The sequence below is a fragment of the Providencia sp. R33 genome, from assembly GCF_019343475.1.
In the GTDB taxonomy this organism is placed as follows: Bacteria; Pseudomonadota; Gammaproteobacteria; order Enterobacterales; family Enterobacteriaceae; genus Providencia.
The window spans coordinates 491,893-511,537 of sequence record NZ_CP072453.1 but is presented as its reverse complement, the minus strand read 5'-3'; the positions used below and the strand labels follow the sequence as shown (position 1 = coordinate 511,537).

14 protein-coding genes and 1 pseudogene are annotated in these 19,645 nt (G+C 46.1%); 11 read left to right on the top strand and 4 right to left on the bottom strand.

The genetic code is table 11. The features are described from left to right. Positions 1 to 20: 20 nt before the first annotated feature. Entirely contained in the window at positions 21 to 704 is a 684-nt protein-coding gene (gene mutH, locus J6836_RS02345) for a DNA mismatch repair endonuclease MutH (protein WP_219246489.1), read from the top strand. 70 nt (positions 705 to 774) lie between these two features. Further along, complete coding sequence (locus J6836_RS02340) at positions 775 to 1,506, top strand: TerC family protein (RefSeq protein WP_219246487.1); 732 nt, start codon at positions 775 to 777, stop codon at positions 1,504 to 1,506. On the opposite strand, the gene J6836_RS02335 is transcribed toward J6836_RS02340, so the two are convergent. Then, complete coding sequence (locus tag J6836_RS02335; protein ID WP_219246486.1) at positions 1,503 to 1,751, bottom strand: helix-hairpin-helix domain-containing protein; 249 nt, start codon at positions 1,749 to 1,751, stop codon at positions 1,503 to 1,505. The two genes, J6836_RS02340 and J6836_RS02335, sit on opposite strands and share 4 nt — an antisense overlap. Before the next feature lie 147 nt (positions 1,752 to 1,898). Between J6836_RS02335 and J6836_RS02330 the strand changes: the two genes are divergently transcribed. Next, positions 1,899 to 2,774, top strand: a complete 876-nt coding sequence (locus J6836_RS02330; RefSeq protein ID WP_219246484.1) for an alpha/beta fold hydrolase — start codon at positions 1,899 to 1,901, stop codon at positions 2,772 to 2,774. 65 nt (positions 2,775 to 2,839) lie between these two features. Here the strand turns inward: J6836_RS02330 and J6836_RS02325 are convergent, their stop codons facing one another. After that, entirely contained in the window at positions 2,840 to 3,619 is a 780-nt protein-coding gene (locus tag J6836_RS02325; protein WP_219246482.1) for an acetoin reductase, read from the bottom strand. Positions 3,620 to 4,290: 671 nt separating this feature from the next. Here J6836_RS02325 and J6836_RS02320 point away from each other — a divergent pair. The 8 genes and pseudogenes from J6836_RS02320 (at position 4,291) to J6836_RS23040 (ending at position 15,882) form a co-directional block, all read left to right on the top strand. Next, a pseudogene (locus J6836_RS02320) lies at positions 4,291 to 6,803 on the top strand (type VI secretion system Vgr family protein). Between the two features lie 13 nt (positions 6,804 to 6,816). Next, positions 6,817 to 9,078: a hypothetical protein gene (locus J6836_RS02315; RefSeq protein WP_219246481.1), complete on the top strand. Its 2,262-nt coding sequence runs from the start codon at positions 6,817 to 6,819 to the stop codon at positions 9,076 to 9,078. 24 nt (positions 9,079 to 9,102) lie between these two features. Further along, on the top strand, positions 9,103 to 9,768 hold the full coding sequence (locus J6836_RS02310; RefSeq protein WP_219246480.1) for a formylglycine-generating enzyme family protein: 666 nt from the start codon (positions 9,103 to 9,105) through the stop codon (positions 9,766 to 9,768). After that, positions 9,765 to 9,992, top strand: a complete 228-nt coding sequence (locus tag J6836_RS23045) for a formylglycine-generating enzyme family protein (protein ID WP_219246479.1) — start codon at positions 9,765 to 9,767, stop codon at positions 9,990 to 9,992. Before J6836_RS02310 ends, J6836_RS23045 begins: the two co-directional genes overlap by 4 nt. 2 nt (positions 9,993 to 9,994) lie before the next feature. Further along, the gene (locus J6836_RS02300) at positions 9,995 to 10,894 is read left to right on the top strand and encodes a formylglycine-generating enzyme family protein (RefSeq protein ID WP_219246478.1); all 900 of its coding nucleotides are present in this window, start codon (positions 9,995 to 9,997) and stop codon (positions 10,892 to 10,894) included. Between the two features lie 238 nt (positions 10,895 to 11,132). Beyond that, positions 11,133 to 11,399, top strand: coding sequence for a PAAR domain-containing protein (locus tag J6836_RS02295; RefSeq protein ID WP_219246477.1), 267 nt, complete (start codon positions 11,133 to 11,135; stop codon positions 11,397 to 11,399). A gap of 3 nt (positions 11,400 to 11,402) precedes the next feature. Continuing rightward, positions 11,403 to 12,539 (top strand): hypothetical protein, encoded by a 1,137-nt coding sequence (locus J6836_RS02290; RefSeq protein WP_219246476.1) that lies wholly within the window; start codon positions 11,403 to 11,405, stop codon positions 12,537 to 12,539. Further along, entirely contained in the window at positions 12,529 to 15,882 is a 3,354-nt protein-coding gene (locus tag J6836_RS23040) for an ImcF-related family protein (protein ID WP_219246474.1), read from the top strand. The genes J6836_RS02290 and J6836_RS23040 overlap by 11 nt, the downstream gene beginning before the upstream one ends. Positions 15,883 to 15,972: 90 nt before the next feature. Here the strand turns inward: J6836_RS23040 and speB are convergent, their stop codons facing one another. Both speB and speA read right to left on the bottom strand, forming a co-directional pair. Further along, entirely contained in the window at positions 15,973 to 16,893 is a 921-nt protein-coding gene (gene speB / locus J6836_RS02280) for an agmatinase (protein ID WP_206082723.1), read from the bottom strand. Between the two features lie 390 nt (positions 16,894 to 17,283). Further along, complete coding sequence (speA, locus tag J6836_RS02275; RefSeq protein ID WP_219246472.1) at positions 17,284 to 19,188, bottom strand: biosynthetic arginine decarboxylase; 1,905 nt, start codon at positions 19,186 to 19,188, stop codon at positions 17,284 to 17,286. Positions 19,189 to 19,645: the final 457 nt, after the last annotated feature.

Genomic DNA, 19,645 nt, shown 5'->3' with positions numbered 1-19,645 from the left:
CACTTAATTTTCAGAGCATTATGTCATTTACACCACCACAACCGCCAGATAACGAAGCCACCTTAATGAGTCGAGCTCACGCGCTTGCCGGCTATACTTTAGGTGATCTCGCCCAAATTGCAGGCATCCCTATCCCCCCTGATCTAAAACGTGATAAAGGCTGGGTGGGCATGTTACTTGAGTATTATTTAGGGGCGAGTGCAGGCAGTAAGGCGGAACAAGATTTTGCCCACATCGGTATCGAGCTAAAAACTATCCCTATTGACCGCCATGGCGTGCCGCTGGAAACCACCTTTGTCTCCGTCGCGCCCCTTACGGGAAATAGCGGTTTAACGTGGGAAAATAGCCATGTGCGCCGTAAGTTATCGCGGATTTTGTGGTTTCCAATTGAAGGTGAACGTCAAATTCCCTTAGCGGAACGTCGGGTCGCTAACCCATTAATTTGGAGCCCTTCCCCCCTTGAGGAACAATTGCTGCGGCAAGATTGGGAAGAGTTGATGGATTTGATTGTGCTCGGCAAAGTGGAAACCATTACAGCGCGCCACGGCCAAGTTTTGCAAATTCGCCCAAAAGCGGCAAACAATAAAGCCCTAACAGAAGCTATTGGCGAGTTTGGCCAACCCATTATGACGCTGCCTCGCGGCTTTTACCTTAAAAAAGATTTTACCGCCCCTTTGCTAGCACGGCATTTTAATCTCGCTTAATCAACAAGGTGTCGCCTGTACCAAGCAGACGATAAACATTTATCACTGTTTTATTGTAGAAGGTACACAGATGTTTGAGTGGATACTCGACCCCAATGCTTGGATGGCTCTCGCCACCCTAACTATTTTAGAAATCGTTTTAGGTATCGATAACATTATTTTCTTAAGTATCGTGGTAAGCAAACTCCCTGCCCACCAACAAAATAGTGCCAGACGCACAGGGCTCATTGCGGCGATGGTCATGCGCCTTGCCCTACTCGCCTCAATCGCATGGTTATCACGCCTGACAACCCCGTTGTTTACCATTGCGGACCATGTTGTTTCCGCTCGCGATATCATCTTGTGTGCAGGGGGAATTTTCTTGATATGGAAAGCCAGCCAAGAAATTTTTGAAACCATTGAAGGGGAAGATGAAAGCGGCCTTGCACAGCGGCAGGTGCATTCGTTTTGGGGCGCCATAGTGCAAATTGCCCTGTTGGATATTATTTTTAGCCTCGATTCCGTTATCACCGCCGTTGGGCTTTCTGACCACCTGTTTATTATGATGGCCGCAGTCATTATTGCAGTGCTTATTATGATGTTAGCCGCAAAAAGTATCGGGGATTTTGTTGAGCGCTATCCCTCTGTCAAAATACTTGCACTCTCTTTCTTAATTTTAGTGGGCTTTACACTGATACTCGAAAGCGTGCAAGTTCATGTTGCCAAAGGGTATATCTACTTTGCCATGTTCTTTTCCATGGCCGTTCAAATGCTCAATATCCTGCGCAGTAAAAAATGGAAGATGAAACACAAAGTGAATTAATTACCTGATTCAAGTGCTTGCTTTGCGGCTGAGATAGCCCCTTCAACGGCTTTCTTAGCTTGCGGGCTATTTTTCCAGCAACTTGAACCTGTAAGTGCAGCACCTGAAATTAAAATTTCATCATAAGAAGCTTCACTTAATTGCGCCAATGATGAAAACCCCATCTGTTCTAAGCGGCTGATCACCATCGGGCCAACCCCTTTAACTGCTAATAAAACCTGTTTTTCAGACTCTGAAAATGCCATTTATGCACCTTTTTATTAATTATTAAGCTAATATTTTGCAATTTACCTCTTTAATACTTTAAAATTGCAACTATAACAATGCCAGTTTGAATAATAATTAACTGACCTATCTTATCACCCAGTCTGTGCCTGTTTTAGGAATTCACCATGTACAATGCGCCGTTAATTAACCCTCGCCAACACATCATGACGCTACCTGATGGCCGTCAACTTTGCTGGTTTGAATCAGGGCCAAAGACGGGCTTTCCTGTAATTTTCTGTACCGGTGCAGGCATGAGTGGCAACCTCGGCTTTGGCTTAGATTTGCTGGAAAAATACAATATCCGCTTAATTGTGCCAGAACGTGCGGGTCTCGGCGATTCCACTTTTCACGCCCACAAATCATTAAAAAGCGTTGCGTTAGATATCCAAGCACTACTCGATAATCAAGGAATTAAACAGTTTTCTGTCTTGGGTTTTTCCCAAGGTGGTGTTTTCGCGATGGCGGTTGCCCATTATTGCCAGCCAGTTTCTCTTTCTATTGTGTCTGGGCAAGACCAGTTCGAACACCCTGCCACCCGCGCCAAATTAACGGCTGACGTGGTGAGTTTGCAGGAACAAGCACTGAATACACCTGAAAACCTCTCTGATTGGTTACAGAAAAATGTCACTGGTGAATGGTTATTGGCGTTTATCCTCAATTGCAGTGCAGAAATCGACCAACAGCTCTACAATGAAGAGCATTTTTTAGAAGCTTACACCGATTGTATGTGCCGTGCATTTTCTCAAGGTAATCAAGGTTATGTGCAAGATTTATTACTTTCCTTGCAAAACTGGGAGTTCAACCCTGAAGACATCACCTGCCCAACCGCTTTATGGTATGGCGAGTTAGATATGAGCACCGTGCACTCCCCTGATTTTGGGGATGTTTTGGCAGATCGTTTTTTCAACTGCAACCATCATTTATACACGCAAGAAGGCGGTTCTTTGCTTTGGACACAAGCCGACGCTATTTTAACTGACCTGCAAAACCACGCCGCATAAGATAAAAAGCCGCTGCAAATAATTCATAGCGGCTATTGCTTTCATTCTGGCATCACCAATCTATATTAACGGTAAACGATCCCACCATCGGTCAGAATAGATTGACCAGTAATATAGTCAGAGTCATCACTTGCTAAGAACGCCACTAAACCTGCAACATCATCAGGGGTTTGAGCACGGCCTAATGCGATACCTTCAACGTATTTTTTGTAAGTCTCACCTTTCGGTGCACCCGTAATTTCAGCAAAGCGCTCATCAATTTCCACCCACATATCTGTCCCAACAATACCTGGGCAATATGAATTTACGGTGATACCTGAGCTTGCATACTCTTTTGCCGCTGCTTGTGTTAACGCACGTACCGCAAATTTAGTTGCTGAATAAACACCTAACATAGCGAAACCATCATGGCCTGCAATGGAAGAGGCATTAATGATTTTCCCTTTGTGTTTACGCTCTTGGAATTTCTCGCTAGCAGCTTGAATGCCCCACATGGTGCCATCTACGTTAATTTTGAAGATTAAATCCATATCTTCTTGGCGAACATCAGCGATTGGCTTAACTTGCGCAATCCCTGCGTTGTTGATCATCACATCAAAACCACCTAGCTCAGCTTCTGCATGAGCAACCGCAGCAAACACTTGGTCACGTTGGCTGATATCCGCAGCAAATGTTGTCACTTTACGGCCTAATGCTTCAATTTCTTTTGCCACATCTTGCAGTTTGTCTTTTTTCAAATCGACCAGTGCAATATCTGCGCCTTCTTTTGCTAAACGCAGTGCAATACCGCGACCAATTCCCTGTGCCGCTCCGGTTACTAAAATAACTTTGTTATTTAAAGCCATACTGTTCTCCTACTTATTTATAGCCAAAATGACTAGTCCACCAAGACCCATAAGTTAACAATAATAACAATAAGTTACAAAGAAATGATTTTAATCTACCGTTTGGAACTTATAAAAAATATTTCACTATCGGATGGCGCTATTTATTTTCTTCACCAACGAAAAGTACACGAATTCGTAAATTAGCAGGTATTTGTTAATAAAAATCATTCTCAAATGAGTAGACAAAAAATGCGAAAGTGGCACGCTATTAGCAAAAAGTGAATACGAACAAGCACTCACATCCCTCCTCCATTTAAATTGCGTTTATTTCGCTGATTAATTAACCACTCCGCTCACACCTTTATTAACAGTAAATTTATTTATCTATTCACCTAAAAAAATGCACTGAAACGTTATGTTACACTTTATATTGCTTATCCAAAAATAGCCTTTAATACTTCAAAGCCACCATTTAACACATTGATATTTATTTAAATATTAATGGATCAACCTTACCTAAAACAAATGGCCGTATATTATTCGCATATCATGACTGATTAAATAAACTGATCTATATTCTCCCCAATCGATATACGTAGAAGCCGCAGAAAAGCAAATGCTAATGCACCTAAGCAAGTGGTGATGGGCGGTAGCGTACTTAACGACAACTGAATAAATGGAGCCAAAACATGCGAGCACCCGAAATCGCCGAAGCCCTGTTACCCGGGCAAAACCGCTACCAGCTTGACGTGCAAGGCTACCAAGGCTTGTTGGATGTGGAGCACTTCACGGGGGATGAAGCCGTTAGCGACACCTATCGCTACGAAATCACCTTTACCAGTACCGATAAAGACCTGCAACCCGAGCAACTGCTGCGACGCTATGCTACGTTGACCTTTAACGCCCCTGCCACCACCATGTTGGGAGTGCCAACGCGCACCGTCACCAAGCGGGTACACGGTACAGTGACGGATTTCCAGCGCTTATCGGGCTCTGCGGACGAAGCACGCTACCAACTGGTTATCGAGCCATTTTTTGCCCTGCTGCGCCACCAATTTCGCACCCACCGCTTTTTTATCAACCAATCAATCCCCCAAGTGGTAGAGCAAGTGCTGCGCGACCACAACTTTAAAGGCTGGCAGTTTGAATTTACCCTGAAACAAAAATACCCCAAGCGCCTGCAAATCAACCAAATCAACGAAAATGACAAGCAGTTTATTGAGCGTTTGCTCAGCGAAGTGGGGATTTTTTATCACTTTACCTTGCAACCCGACACCCAAACCGAGGTGATTAACTTTACCGACAGCCAGCGCGGCTATATTTACGGCAAATCCCTGCCATTAAACAGCCCATCGGGGCTCAGTGATAACCACGCCGACAGCGTTTGGGGCTTAGCATTGCGCCACCAAGTGGTTGAAAACAGTGTTTTTACCAAAGATTACAATCCCCTGATTGCCGACGACCCACTGGTTTCCAGAGTGGTGGATAGAAGCCACGGGGAAAATGAGACGCCGAGATACGGTGACGTCTACCACTACAAAGCGCGCCACCTCACTCGCGGGGACAAATTTCAGCCCGAGCCTGAAACCGCGAACTTTTGGGCACGCTTAGACCTCGAGCGCTTTCTGGCGTGCCAAACTTTACTAAACGGGAAAACCACCGCCCCGATGTGGTGCCGTTGATGGTGCTGGAAATCACTGATAACTCACCGATTTCCACCCTGCCGATGGTATTTCAATCCCCCGTGTTATTAACCCGCCTGCACTTTGCTGCCAGCCGCGCCAATGCGTTAATCGTGACATTTGATGGCGTGCCGTACACCGAAGCCATCTGCTGGCGCCCTGAGCTAAAACCCCGCCCAGTGATTTCAGGCACCTTAACCGCCCGTGTCACCAGCCCGATTGAGAGCGACATCTACGCCCGCCAAAACGAAAACGGCCATTATTGGGTTAAGTTTGACGCCGACCGTGACGACAAACCCGCAGGGTTTGAGAGCATGCCCGTGCGCCTTGCCAAGCCTTACGCGGGCAGAACTTACGGGATGCATTTTCCGTTAATTCAAGGCACCGAAGTGGCGATTGCCTTCCACGAGGGTGACCCCGACAGGCCGTATATCGCCCACGCCCTGCACGATTCCGTCCACCCCGACCACATCACGGAGCTCAACCGCACCCGTAACGTTATTCGCACCCCCGCCAATAACAAACTGCGCATGGAAGACCGCCGCGACGAAGAGCACATTAAAGTCAGCACCGAATACGGCGGTAAAACCCAGCTCAATTTGGGGCATTTGGTTGATAGCGAAGGGAAAAAACGTGGCGATGGCTTTGAGCTGCGCACTGACAGCTGGGGCGCCATTCGGGCGGGTAAAGGGTTGTTTATCTCCACTGATAAGCAAGAGAAAGCCGGCGGAGATGTGCTGGCGATGGAAGAGGCCATTGCCCAACTGGAGCAAGCGCTGGCAATTGCACGAAGTTTGTCGAAGTCCGCCGAAACCAGCGGCGCAGAGGCCTGCGATTTGGCGTCACAAGATAACCTTAAGCAGCAAGTCAAAGGCCTGACTGACCCCGCCATACTGGTTCATGCCCCTGCGGGCATTGGGGTCTTTTCGCCCAAGGCATTACATTTTGGCTCAGGGGAAGAGAGTATTGCGTTAACGGCAAATCAACATATTAACTTAAGCGCTAATCAGCACCTCACCTTCAATGCAAGGCATTCCGCTAACTTATTTGCCCAAGCAAAAGGCATTAATGTGATGGCAAAAAACGGGGATATCAACGTTGAAGCACAAAACGATGGCATGTCCCTGTTGGCGAAAAAACATATCGCCGTTGAATCGTTAGAAGATGCCATTCATATCAGCGCCAAAAAGGAAATTATCTTAAGTTGTGGCGGAGCCTATATCAAAATTGCCAATGGGAATATCGAAGTCGGCACACCAAATAATGTCATTTTAAAAACCACGAGTGTCCAAAAAATGGGGCCAGCTAATTTGCAATTACCCTCACAGGTCATTCCAACCGGTTTTCGTGAACAATTTACGCTAAAAGATGAAATCACCCATGAAATCCTTGTCGAGACGCTTTACACCCTGACAACGGAAGATGGTGACGTTTATGAAGGGAAATCAGATGAACATGGAAAAACGGTAGAAATTTATACGCCAACCCCACAAAAAATCTCGATAAAAATTCACCGTTAAACAAGGCCGAGTTATGTCAAATACCAAAAACCAAACCACATCAAAAACCAATTGCGGAACCGGCAGCACCGATGCCTTTTCAACCTGTGGGCCTGTCTTGTATTACCACCCAAATACCCATGAACTGATTGAAGTGCCCAATGATGAACTCGAAAGGGAAAGCCAATACCTTTGCGACCTCGTCATCAAAAAGCGCGTGCTACAGTTTAAAATTGATGAACTCAATGATAAATATCCCCTAAGGCTGAGGGAAAGAAACCCTCAGAATTATCAGCACGAGCTCTTAGCGCTCTACCAAGACTATGATGTGGCCTCTGAAGAACTGAATACCATCATTAAAGAACTTAATGCAATCCCAGAAGACGCCCAAGGTGAAGAAATTCTAACCACCTCTTTGGATTCAAATTCAACCGGTTTCGACAACAGTATTTTGGAATTAATCCGGTTAAAAAAAGGCGGCGAATTCAAATACAGCTATATTCGCTCAAACAAACTCGGCGAGCGCCATATTGTCCATAAGTTAGGCACAGAGGATATTAAAAGCGAAACCAGCACATTGGTTAAAACCGAAACGGTTAAAAACAATGAAACGAATGAAGAAATCACCGTTAAAAAAATTGATACGCAAGAGCTGAAAAAACAACTGTCTGAAATTGCCCCCACGTTAAAATACCAACTCTTTGAAATTGAAAATAAAAATTACAGTATTTTTGAAAATTATAAAAATGATGATAACTGGGTCAGTGGCTTATATCACTGGGCTGAAAACATCAATGAGAGCTTAAATGAAACCCCGCCTTATCGCGGCAAATATGCTTCTTTTGATAAAAACGCCCAATTAATGCGTTTTAGTTTTGGTGGCAGTGGCGACCTCGAATTAACCAAAGGCAATCTTGGGGATGCCTCCAACCCCAAAGCCAGTGCCAAAGTGGCGCTGTATGCTAACTTAGCCTTAGCGGAAGCCCAAACACAAGGGAAAGTGCATTTGCCTTGCCGCCAAGGTATTCAAATTCGCTACCCGAAACAAGGCGCCAATGAGCTCGCCCTAATGGGGGCGTTACGCTTTGACCTTGTTCTATCCCTTAGCGGCCATATAGGCGCCAGTGTTGGGCTGCAAGGCAGTGCCAATTTTTCACAAAATGGCATTATGGGTATACCGTCAAAAACCGCGGTTGATGAACCGAAAGACCTTAATGAAATCAAAGGGATTGATATCACAAAACAAGCCAATGACCTTGGCGTTGTGGCTCAAGGGGAAGTGTTCGCGGGGATCAAAGTGGGGGCAAAAATGTCTGGCGAACTGCTGTGGCGTAACCCGGAAAAACCCGCCACAGAAAACGACGGCTTTGCCACCTTAGGTGAGCTAAGTGCGGGCATTGAGGGGCTACTCGGCGCGGGGGCATCGGGGACATTCGCCTTTACTTACTTTAACGGCAAAATCCTCGTCACCGTTCAAGGGGGGCTTTGCTGGGGGGCGGGAGCCAAAGGCAGTACCTCTTTTGAAATCAATACAGATAGAATTATGCAGGATTTTATGCCCTGTTTTGGTTATATGCTAAAAAATATGGATTATCAAAAACTTGTTGCCATGATGAAGCCGGCAGACTTTTATGCCATTTGCTCGTTGCCTTTATTAATTGGTATGGAAGTAACTAATATTATTATAAGAGAAGCGGAACAAGTCGTTAACGAATTATTTGATTCTTGGGAAAGTAAAAATAACCGTGTGGCACTGATGGAAACCGTGATAAAAACCCAAGGTGAGTTTTTAAAATATTGCCCCCCAGAAACCAAAGGCGCCGCCATTGCCTCCTTACTCGAACATAATTTTTGGGATGACTATATGAGCCCTGCCAGCCACGCACAAGCCAGTGGTGAGGCCATGGCCGTGTTTAGCCAACGCAAACGCGCCATACTGCATATATTACGCTGGGCACAGTCAAGGCGGGATTTTGACAATATTTTGCAACACGCCAGTTTAATTCCCTCCGAAACCAAAGAGAGCATTGCGGAAAATAAATTACGTATTGCAACATTTATGAAAATGGGAGAACAGGAGAAACCTATACCTAATCATGCGTTAGGGAAAAAGTATGGGGGGGTATTGATCCCGACACCAATGATTAACCCCAGCCATTACGCCGATATTTTTAGCAAAATAGAGCAGCGCTTACCCGATGACACACTAGCCCATATTTATACCAATGAGCCCTATCAAGAATTTGTTACTGCCGGGATGATTGAAAGCCAATCAACAATTTTCTTTACCAAATAACCCACCAATAACCGCGAGGTTTGCATGAATTATAACGCTATCTATCTTTTATTAAGCGCCATTTTACTCACAACAGGCTGCGATCAACAACTCACACCTGAGCAAGAAAACCAGAAGCAGCAGCTAATTGATGATTCGCTAAACAATATGGTGTTTATCGAGGGGGGTACCTTTTTAATGGGGGACTTTGGCAGTGGTCATGATGGTAAATCCACCCTGCCATATTCGTTAGGCAAAGATAATAAATTTGTTCACGATGTCACCTTAGACAGCTTTAGTTTATCCAAATACCGCGTAACGTGGGGGCAATTTAATTTATGGCGAGCATTAACAGGGCTTCCGTTAACCGATAGATATAACGATTTAAAATCTCGCGATATTATGAAAAGCTGGCAAGCCTCCACCCAAGATAATTACCCAGCATCTGTGGATTGGCAAGACGCTAAAGATTATTGCCTTTGGTTAGGCCAACAAACAGGGCTGTCATTCGATTTGCCCACTGAAGCCCAGTGGGAATATGCGGCCCGTAATCGGGGCCAATTTATTGTATTTGCCTCAAAAGATGGCACTTATAATGATGGCAGTGAAGGGGGAGAGTCGTTATTTGCTACCGATTTTTCCCCTGTTGGGGTTTACCCACCCACGCCTTTAGGCCTTTACGATATGATGGGGGGGGGGTTGACTGGATGAATGATTGGTATGCCGCCGATTATTATGAGCATTCCCCAAATAAAAACCCCCAAGGACCTGAACTGGGAAAAGAAAAAGTCGTTCGAGGGGCTAGTGGATCTTTTTATCTAAAAACCTTGACCATCAATCGGCTCTCTTTTCCTTTAACAAATAAAAACATTCCAACCCTAAATTTCCGTTGTGCTGTGCAATCCCCAACCCCAGTCCAACCAGTGGCAAAATAACCATGCGATTATTGAATAAAATACACTGCGCTATTTGGCTTACGGGGCTTGGGCTATTAACGGGTTGTGATCAACAACTCACAGCAGAGCAAGAAACTCAAAAACAGCAGCTAATTAATCAGTCACTAAACAATATGGTATTTATCGAAGGGGGCTCTTTTATGATGGGGGACTTCGGCGGTCATGATGGGCGATCTACTCGCTCCTACACCTTTGAAAAAGACAATAAAGCCTTTCATAAAGTCACCTTAGATAGCTTCAGTATGGCCAAATACCCGGTGACATGGAGAGAGTTTAATCTGTGGATTGCTTTAACAGGCCAACCCCCCTCCAAGCATTATCTACGGCTAAAAAAAAACGCAGATTCCATTACATTCGTAAAAGCCATTGTCCAAGAGCAATTTATGGCACGAACCGATTGGCAAAGCGCCAAGGATTACTGCCAATGGTTAGGTCAACAAACCAATCTACCCATTGATTTACCCACCGAAGCCCAATGGGAATACGCCGCTCGTAACCGAGGTCAGTTTGTTGGTTTTGCCTCTGCGGATGGTACTTTTACTCTCTATGAGCAGTATGAAACCGAGCCTGAGGTGTTCGGATATACTGCGGTTGGTACAACGCCCCCTAACCCATTAGGCCTATATGATATGGCGCGTAATGGCTTAAATTGGATTAATGATTGGTATGCAGAGGATTATTATTCCGTTTCCCCTGAATTAAATCCCCAAGGCCCTAGCAGTGGCGAGGAAAAAGTGGCGAGGGGTTCTGTTGGTACTATGGATCATGAAAATACAACAATAGACCGATACCACCGCTTTCCTAATGCCGAAGGTAGCGTTGGCCTTGGCTTCCGCTGCGCCGTGCAGTCCCCAACCCCAGTCCAACCTGTAGCAAAATAACCATGCGATTATTAAATAAAATACACTGCACTATTTTACTCGCGGGGCTCGGGCTATTAACAGGCTGTGATCAACAACTCACCGCCTAAAACTGCATTAATTTAAATACATTATCGATGCTATTTTATAACCCCAATACACTTTATAAAACAAACAGCAATATAAACACCATGGCTAATTTATTAGCCCGTGTTTTTATATATTCAATATCAACTTTATTTTTGGAATTAAAATTATTATGACTCAATCCATTGTTATATTAGGTGATAAAACCAATCATGGCGGCACGGTTATTAGTGCCACCTCGGAGTTTATTATTAATGGTATAAAAGCCGCTAAAGTGGGCGATTTAGTTAATTGCCCGAAAAAAGGCCATGGTGTGAATAAAATTATTGATGGTGACCCCAGTATAACCTGTAATGGCATCCCCCTTGCCGTAACGGGTAGTCATACAGAATGTGGCTGCACCTTAATTGCCAGTACATCCGACTTTATTACGGGGTAATTTATGGCTTGGTCTAAAAATACGCTTTTACTCGTTGATAAACCACCGATACCTTCATTGATTAAGTGGCTAGCCATTTTAATTTTATCAATTATTGTCCCTATTTATTTTCTCTATATTACCGACAACCTGAATAATAAAAATATAGACGTGATTAAAATCATTCCAGCAGTGCTTCCTTTTATTATTGTCACGCTCGCCATGACCATTAATTTTTTTATCTATATTCGTGATTATCGTTTCTATCATTACCTTAAAAAAGAAAAGGAATATCACGATTGGCAATGGGCTGAATGGGGGAAACGTTCAGTGAGTATCCTCGACAGTGCATTATTGTTACCTGAGAAAATCTCCTTAAACTACATCCTGCAACACAGTAAACACCATGATTCTTGTTTTAACCTGACTCAAGATATCGATTACTTCCCTAAGGATAACCCACCCTTTTATTATTTACTGCGAAGTGTCAAGGAAACCATCCGTTTATTGCCCGGCAGACTGCCTATTAACTTAATTTATTTATCTGATAACGCCCCCAAAGACAGTGATATTTTACCCATTTTGCATACTCTCTTTGAATCTAAAAAAATAAAACATTACCAACCTGAAAAAACACTCTCATTCGATAAAATTGAAAGCCTCATTAAGCAAAATAAAGAGTGTGTCGATATTTTGATTGTTGAGCAAAAAGAAGAAAAAAATATTCAATCCGAATTGATGGCGATTTTTATTATCACCCCTGATGATATTGCAAAAAAATATCAATTAAAGAAAAAGAGTAACTTAGAAAGGCCGATGCCATTAGACGCGAATACAGATATTAAGGCCAGCGTTCGATTATTTAATGAAATTCAAACCGATACACAACAAGCCGTGCAATTAATCTCCTCTGGCAATATTCGCTCAGAAATTACGTCTGCAATTTACCAAAGTGAGTCGAACTTTCCGTTTATTCACCCAGAACAAACCATTGACCTTGAATTCTATTCAGGGCCCACAGGCAAATATGCCCCTTGGTTTGTTGCAGCACTTTCGTCTTTGTATGCCGCCCAACAGAATAAGCCCGTTCTGATGGTATCCACCGAAGGTAATCGAACATTTTTCAGCACAATCACCCCGGTATTACATAATGAAATTTAATCACATAAAATCACCGCTAAGCTCTACCGTATTTATTTTACTGTGTGTGTTACTTGGTATTCTTATTTGGGAATATGGGGATAAAATTAACCTACAGACTAAAGAGCACAAACTATTCGCGATTGTTGCAGCAATTGCTCTGGCGCACTGTGCCCGTCAATTTATCGATTACATTACATCGTCCAAAGAACGTCGTCATAATCGAAACCCCAATAATACCCGTAATGACCCTGAGCAAGAGAAGCGCGTTACTGAGTTAACGCATACAGGGCAAGCCAATACCATAAAAAACTACCTCCACTTCCAGTACGGCCTTTTTTGGCGTAGAAAAGTCTCCATTCAACTGCTTATCGGCTCCCCCGCCGCCGTTGATAAACTGGCGCCGCGGTTGTCCCACGAAATTTGGCAGGAAAGCAATGGCACGGTGTTGATTTATGGCGGGGAGGTCGCGGCCACCGTCAATGACGAAAATGTGTTGATGCTCAAACAATTACGCCGCCGTCGGCCAGTAGATGCGCTGATTTGGGTCACTGAATACACCGTAATAGACCAGTTGATGCACAGCACCCTCAACGTTCACCACCTCAATACCGCGACGTCCGATATGGCGAGCCGCTTTATCTATGGCCTGTTTAAAGCCCTTAAGTGGCAAGCCCCTGTGTGGGTGTGGAATGTCAGCGATAACCCCGAGCTTTGCAGTGCCGATGCGCCCGCGGTGTTGTGTTTAACCGAGCCTTATGGACAACCCGAGCAGCTCACCCCCGCGCTGCGTGAGCTGGTTCCGCTGTTGTCGGTGCATGGCGCCCAAGCCCTGTCTGTCAACCTAACGCACACTTATTGGCTGATTTTGGCGCAGTTTTTACGGGGGAGCGGTAGCGAAGAGTTAGCCGTTCGTTTAGCCCCATTGACCTCAGGTATTCGTCGCCTGCCCTTTGCAGGGTTAGCATTTAGCACCGCCGTCACCCAACCGAGTGAGGCCCTTCACCCCCATACGTGGCAAGAAGATAACCGCTGGAAAAGCCTGCTTGCCGTGCAAGGCGATATCGCCCCGTCATTGCAACCGTCACACTTAGGCATCAACCCGCAGCGCGTGATGCAATACGCGGTCGCTACCGGCATGGCGGTTTGGGGCGTGGGGTTGGCGGTGTCGTATTTTGCCAACCGCCAATTGATGAATGACAGCCAGCAGCTGGCGTTTGCTGCCGTGGATAACCAGCGCAGCGCCGCCGAGCGCCTAAATGCCCAGTTTGATTTCCAACAAATGTTGGGGAAACTCGACCACCGTGCCACCCACTTTACCCCCGTGTGGCAGCGCTTTGGCTTAAACCACAATGACGCCCTGCTCGACCAGTTATGGCCCACCTACACCCAAACCATTTTGCCGCTATTGCGCGACAATACTCGCCAGCAATTGGAAGCCAAATTACAGCAGTATGCCGAGCTCCCCCCTGATAGCCCCGCTCGCGCCGACGCCACGCCTGCCACTTACGCCTTGTTAAAAGCTTATTTAATGATGAGCTCCCCCGAGCGCATGGAGCCCGAATTTTTCACCCAAACCGTGCTGGAGAGCCTCTCGCCCATTGAGGGAGTGAATAATGGGGAATGGCAGACATTAGGCCGTGAATTGTTGGCGTTTTATGCCGACCAACTGCCGCAACATGCGGATTGGGCTATTAATAAAAACCGCGCACTGATTAGCAGCAGCCGTAATTTATTGGTGCGCCAAATCGGCCAACGCAATGGTGAGTCTGCTTTGTATCAAAAAATCCTTCTGCAAGCCAAAAACAGCTATGCGGAGATGACGCTGGATGACATGACGGAGGGCACTGACGTCAGTTTCTTGTTCACCACCGATGAGTTTATCCCTGGCGTATTTACCCGCCGTGCGTGGGAAACCACCATCGAGCCCGCCATTAACCGTGCCGTGGAAGCGCGCCGCGACGAGATTGACTGGGTGTTGAGCGACAACCAACAGCCCGTCGACAGTGATATCTCCCCAGAGCAACTGAAGCAGCGCCTCACCGAGCGCTATTTCGCCGATTTTGCGGGCAGCTGGCTGAACTTGATGAACAGCTTGCAATGGCGCCACACGGAAAACTTGTCCGATACCATCGACCAGTTAACCCTGATGGGGGATGTGCGCCAATCCCCTGTGATTGCTCTGATGAATACCTTGTCGTACCAAGGCAAAACGGGGCGCCAGCAAGAAAAACTGACGGACTCGTTTATCAACTCCACCAAGGAGTTGCTCAACAAAGACAAAAAGCCCGTTATCAGCCAAAAAGCCGAATTTAGCGGCCCACTGGAAGCCACCTTTGGCCCCGTGTTGAACTTGACCGACTCGCAGGCTAGCAGCAACAACAGCGACAACCTCAGTTTGCAGGCTTACCTCACCCGCGTCACCCGCGTGCGGTTAAAGCTGCAACAAATCGCCAATGCCCCTGACCCGCAAGCCATGTCCCAAGCCCTTGCCCAGAGTATTTTTGAGGGCAAAACCGTCGATTTATCCGAAACTCGTGACTATGGCAGCCTCATCGCTGCCAGCCTTGGGCAAGAGTGGAGCGGCTTTGGCGAATCCCTGTTAGTGCAACCGATGAACCAAGCGTGGGAGCAACTGCTTACCCCGACCGCCGAGGGCATCAATGCCGAATGGCAAAATGCCATCGTCAACGAATGGAACACCGCGTTTGGCGGGCGCTACCCGCTAAAAAATACCCAGAGCGAGATATCATTGCCGTTGATGGCGCAATATTTACGCCCCGATAATGGCCGCATTCAGCGCTTTTTAGAAACCCGCCTTAAAGGGGTGCTACGCAAAGAGGGTAATCGCTGGGTACCCAACAACACCACCGCCCAAGGGCTGCGCTTTAACCCGGAGTTCCTCAAGGCGTTAGATACCTTAAGCCATTTGGGGGATGTGGCGTTCGCCAACGGGGAAGCGCGCCTGTACTTTGAAATCCGCCCCTCCACCAGCCGAGATGTGATGCAAACCATTTTGGTGATTGATAAACAGACGCTGACCTACGACAACCAATTCCCCGAGTGGCAACGCTTTGTGTGGCCGGGGGATACCATCGCCTCCGGTGCCTCACTGCGCTGGATGAGCACCACGTCAGGCACCCGTTTATTGGCAGACCACCGCGGCGTGTGGGGGGTTATCCGTTTATTGGAAAGCGCCCAAGTCGCTCCCTATGCAGGCACCACCAGCAGTTATACCGTGTCGTGGCAGACTAAGAACGGCAATACCCTGCCCTTTATGCTGCGCACCGAAATGGGGGACGGCCCCCTTGCGCTGCTAACCCTGCGTAATTTTGTGCTGCCTAGAAAAATCTTTTTGGATTGATTGAGAAAGGAAATTGTAGCTACGGTTTTTCTGCTTACAAAAAAACAGAACCTGCTTAACGCAGATTCTGTTGCTTTAATCAGGCCTAATTTATTTTTTAGACGCTTGAATATACAGCATTTCTAAAGCAATTGATGCCGCGGCTAATGCTGTGATTTCAGATTGGTCATAAGCGGGAGCCACTTCCACTAAATCCATCCCAACGATATTCAATGGCTGTAAACCACGCAGTAGTTTTAGTGCGCGATCTGACGTTAAACCACCAACAACGGGTGTCCCTGTACCCGGAGCAAACGCAGGGTCAAGGCAGTCAATATCGAAAGTTAGATATACTGGCATATCACCCACGATCTCTTTAATTTGCGCAACCATCTCATCCACACCGCGGTCATTCACTTGCCCTGCATCGAGTACAGTGAAACCGTTGTCGCTATCGTGCTCAGTACGGATACCAATTTGCACTGAACGAGTTGGGTCAATCAAACCTTCTTTTGGTGCATGATAGAACATGGTGCCGTGGTCATACTGGCTGCCGTTACCGTAAGTGTCAGTGTGGGCATCAAAATGCACTAACGCCATTTTGCCGAAGTGTTTTGCATGCGCACGCAGCAGTGGCAGTGTGACAAAGTGGTCCCCCCCAAAGGTTAAGCAGCGTTTGCCTGACTCTAACAGTTTTTCCGTGTGTGCTTGGAGTTTGTCGCACATATCTTGCGCGTCACCGAACGCAAACACCACATCACCGCAGTCCACCACATTTAAACGTTCAGTCAGTTTGAAGTTCCACGGCCAACGGTGGCTTTCCCATGCAAGGTTCGTGGATACTTGGCGAATTGCCGCAGGCCCATGACGGCTGCCAGCGCGGCCTGAGGTTGCCATATCAAATGGCACACCTGTAATAACCCACTCAGCATCTGAGCTATATGGTTGAAAATTCAGTGGAAAACGCAAAAAACCAAATGCGTTAGAAACCAGTGAATTATCAACTTGATTACCTAATGTACTATTAATCATTTTTATTCCTCAAAATAGACCCGCCCATTAGCAAGCCCTTTTAATATTTGGTGTAAGCGGCGCCTTGTTGCATAGCAGTATTATCAGCAATGATTTATGCGGCCAACAACGCCACACCACGAAATACAACAATCACAATGCGCTAAATAGTTCGTGCTGTCGCTAGGCGGCAAAATGAGCCAAGCCCTAGGAGCATACAAAAGTATGTGATTAGGGTTGGCGAATGCAGCCAACACCGCGACAGTGCGAAATACAACAATCACAATGCGCTAAATAGTTCGTGCTGTCGCTAGGCGGCAAAGTGAGCCAAGCCCTAGGAGCATACAAAAGTATGTGACTAGGGTTGGCGAACGCAGCCAACACCGCGACAGTGCGAAATATGACGCGCATTTATTCGTCTTCGAGATAGGTATAACCATACAACCCATTTTCGAATTCTGCCACAAAGTCTTTTTGCAGTTGCTCGCTTAAACCTGTACCTTTCACTTGCTCCGTAAAGCTTTCAAGGAGGACTTCTGGTACCAGTTTAACGTATTGCAGCATGTCGGCCACTGAGTCGCCTTCTTCACTTTGCAGGTAGCGAATGTTGCCTTGGCTATCGACCCACACATCAATTGCGGCGGTATCACCGAACAGGTTGTGCATGTTGCCTAAGATTTCCTGATACGCCCCTATCATAAAAAAGCCAATCATTGGCGGGTTTTCTGGGTCATAGGCTGGCATTGGCATGGTGGTTTCTACGCCATCGCCGTCAACGTAATGATCGATTATGCCATCTGAGTCACAGGTAATGTCTAATAGTACCGCGCGGCGATCTAACGGTTTATCTAAGCCTTCAATTGGTAACACAGGGAAGACTTGGTCAATCCCCCATGAATCTGGCAGAGATTGGAATAACGAGAAGTTTACATAAAACTTATCTGCCATGCGCTCTTGCAGCTCGTCGATGATTGGGCGGTGAGCACGGTTGCTTGGGTCTAAATCTTGCTGAATGCGACGGCAGATATTGAGATATAACTCTTCTGCCCATGCACGTTGGGTTAAATCAAGTACCCCGTGAGCATATTGGGTATGGGCTTCTTGCAAGTCGAACTGGCTGTCATGTAGCCATTCACGCAAGGAGCGACTATTGCCTTGATGCTGCATGGATTCCCACGTTTCCCAAAGTGATACCAGCGAACGCGGTGCGTCTTCATCCGGTGGTGACGTTTTGGTAAATTCGTTACGCTCAACCCCGATAACATTGGAGACCAATACGGTATGATGCGCAGTCAATGCTCGCCCTGATTCCGTGATAACGGTTGGGTGTGGAAGGTCAAACTCTTCACACGCATCGCCAATTGCCCAAATCACGTTATTTGCGTACTCGTTCAAGCCATAGTTAACTGAACAATCGGATTGCGAACGCGTTCCTTCATAGTCAACGCCTAAACCTCCACCCACGTCAAAGCATTGAATATTGACGCCTAAGCGGTGCAATTCCACATAAAAGCGTGCTGATTCACGAACGCCTGTAGCAATATCGCGAATATTGGCCATTTGTGAGCCTAAATGGAAATGCAGTAATTGCAGGCTATCTAAGCGATTTGCATTACGTAAGATTTCCACTAATTGCAGAACTTGCGTGGCCGCCAAACCAAATTTTGATTTTTCGCCACCACTGGCTTGCCATTTGCCTGAACCTTGAGATGCTAAACGTGCGCGCACACCTAAACGTGGTGTCACATTCAAGCTTTCTGCTTCTTTTAACACCATCTCAATTTCAGACATTTTCTCAATCACAAGGTAAACCTTATGACCCAGTTTTTCCCCGATCAATGCTAAGCGGATATATTCACGGTCTTTATAACCATTACACACGATAACAGTTTGTGTCTTACCCGCATTCGCTAATACTGCCATTAACTCTGCTTTCGAACCTGCTTCAAGCCCTAATGGCTCTCCTGAGTTGACTAATGACTCAATAACACGGCGCTGTTGGTTAACTTTAATTGGGTATACCAAAAAGTAGTCACCTTTATAGCCATAAGATTCACGAGCACGTCTAAACGCCGCATTAATAGAACGCAGGCGGTGCTGTAAAATTTGAGGGAAACAGAACAACGCGGGCAAACGCAGGTGCTCTTGCTCTTCTTTTACTTGGTTAACTAATTCAGCGAGATCAACAAAGGTGTCTGGGTTTTCAGGGTTCGGGCAAACACAGACATTTCCACGCTCATTCACCTGATAGTAACCACCGCCCCAATACGCAATGTTATAGGTCTGGCGCATTTTGCGTGCGATATTATCATTCATAATAAACTCCTGTATGGAGGGGTGAGTGGCGCGCTCTCATTCCTGATATATGTCAGTAAAGACATAGCACTGACAAGCAGTTATATCGGGGGAAACGGCAATACTCAGATTTTAATAAAAAGTGCTTAGAATTCTAAACAGTGACAATATACGACCTTAAGCTGACAAATTAATGACTCAGCCTCGAAGGTGTATTAAAGGTGTGACGGTAACTTCGTGATGAAGTAAAGAAAGACAGGAAAGTAAACGCCAAAGTCACGCGGCGATCCGCATATGACGGTTGGATACTGTTATTCAGTAGATTATGGATCATTACCCATTAACCCCCAATATAACTGTTTAACCCTTGCAAATTTCAATGTTGTAGCGCTATTTTGGCAGGTTGACCTGTTGATTTAAGCTATATCACCTTGTGTTTTTATTGAAATTCAAAAGTTTATAAACATTCCTGATAGAT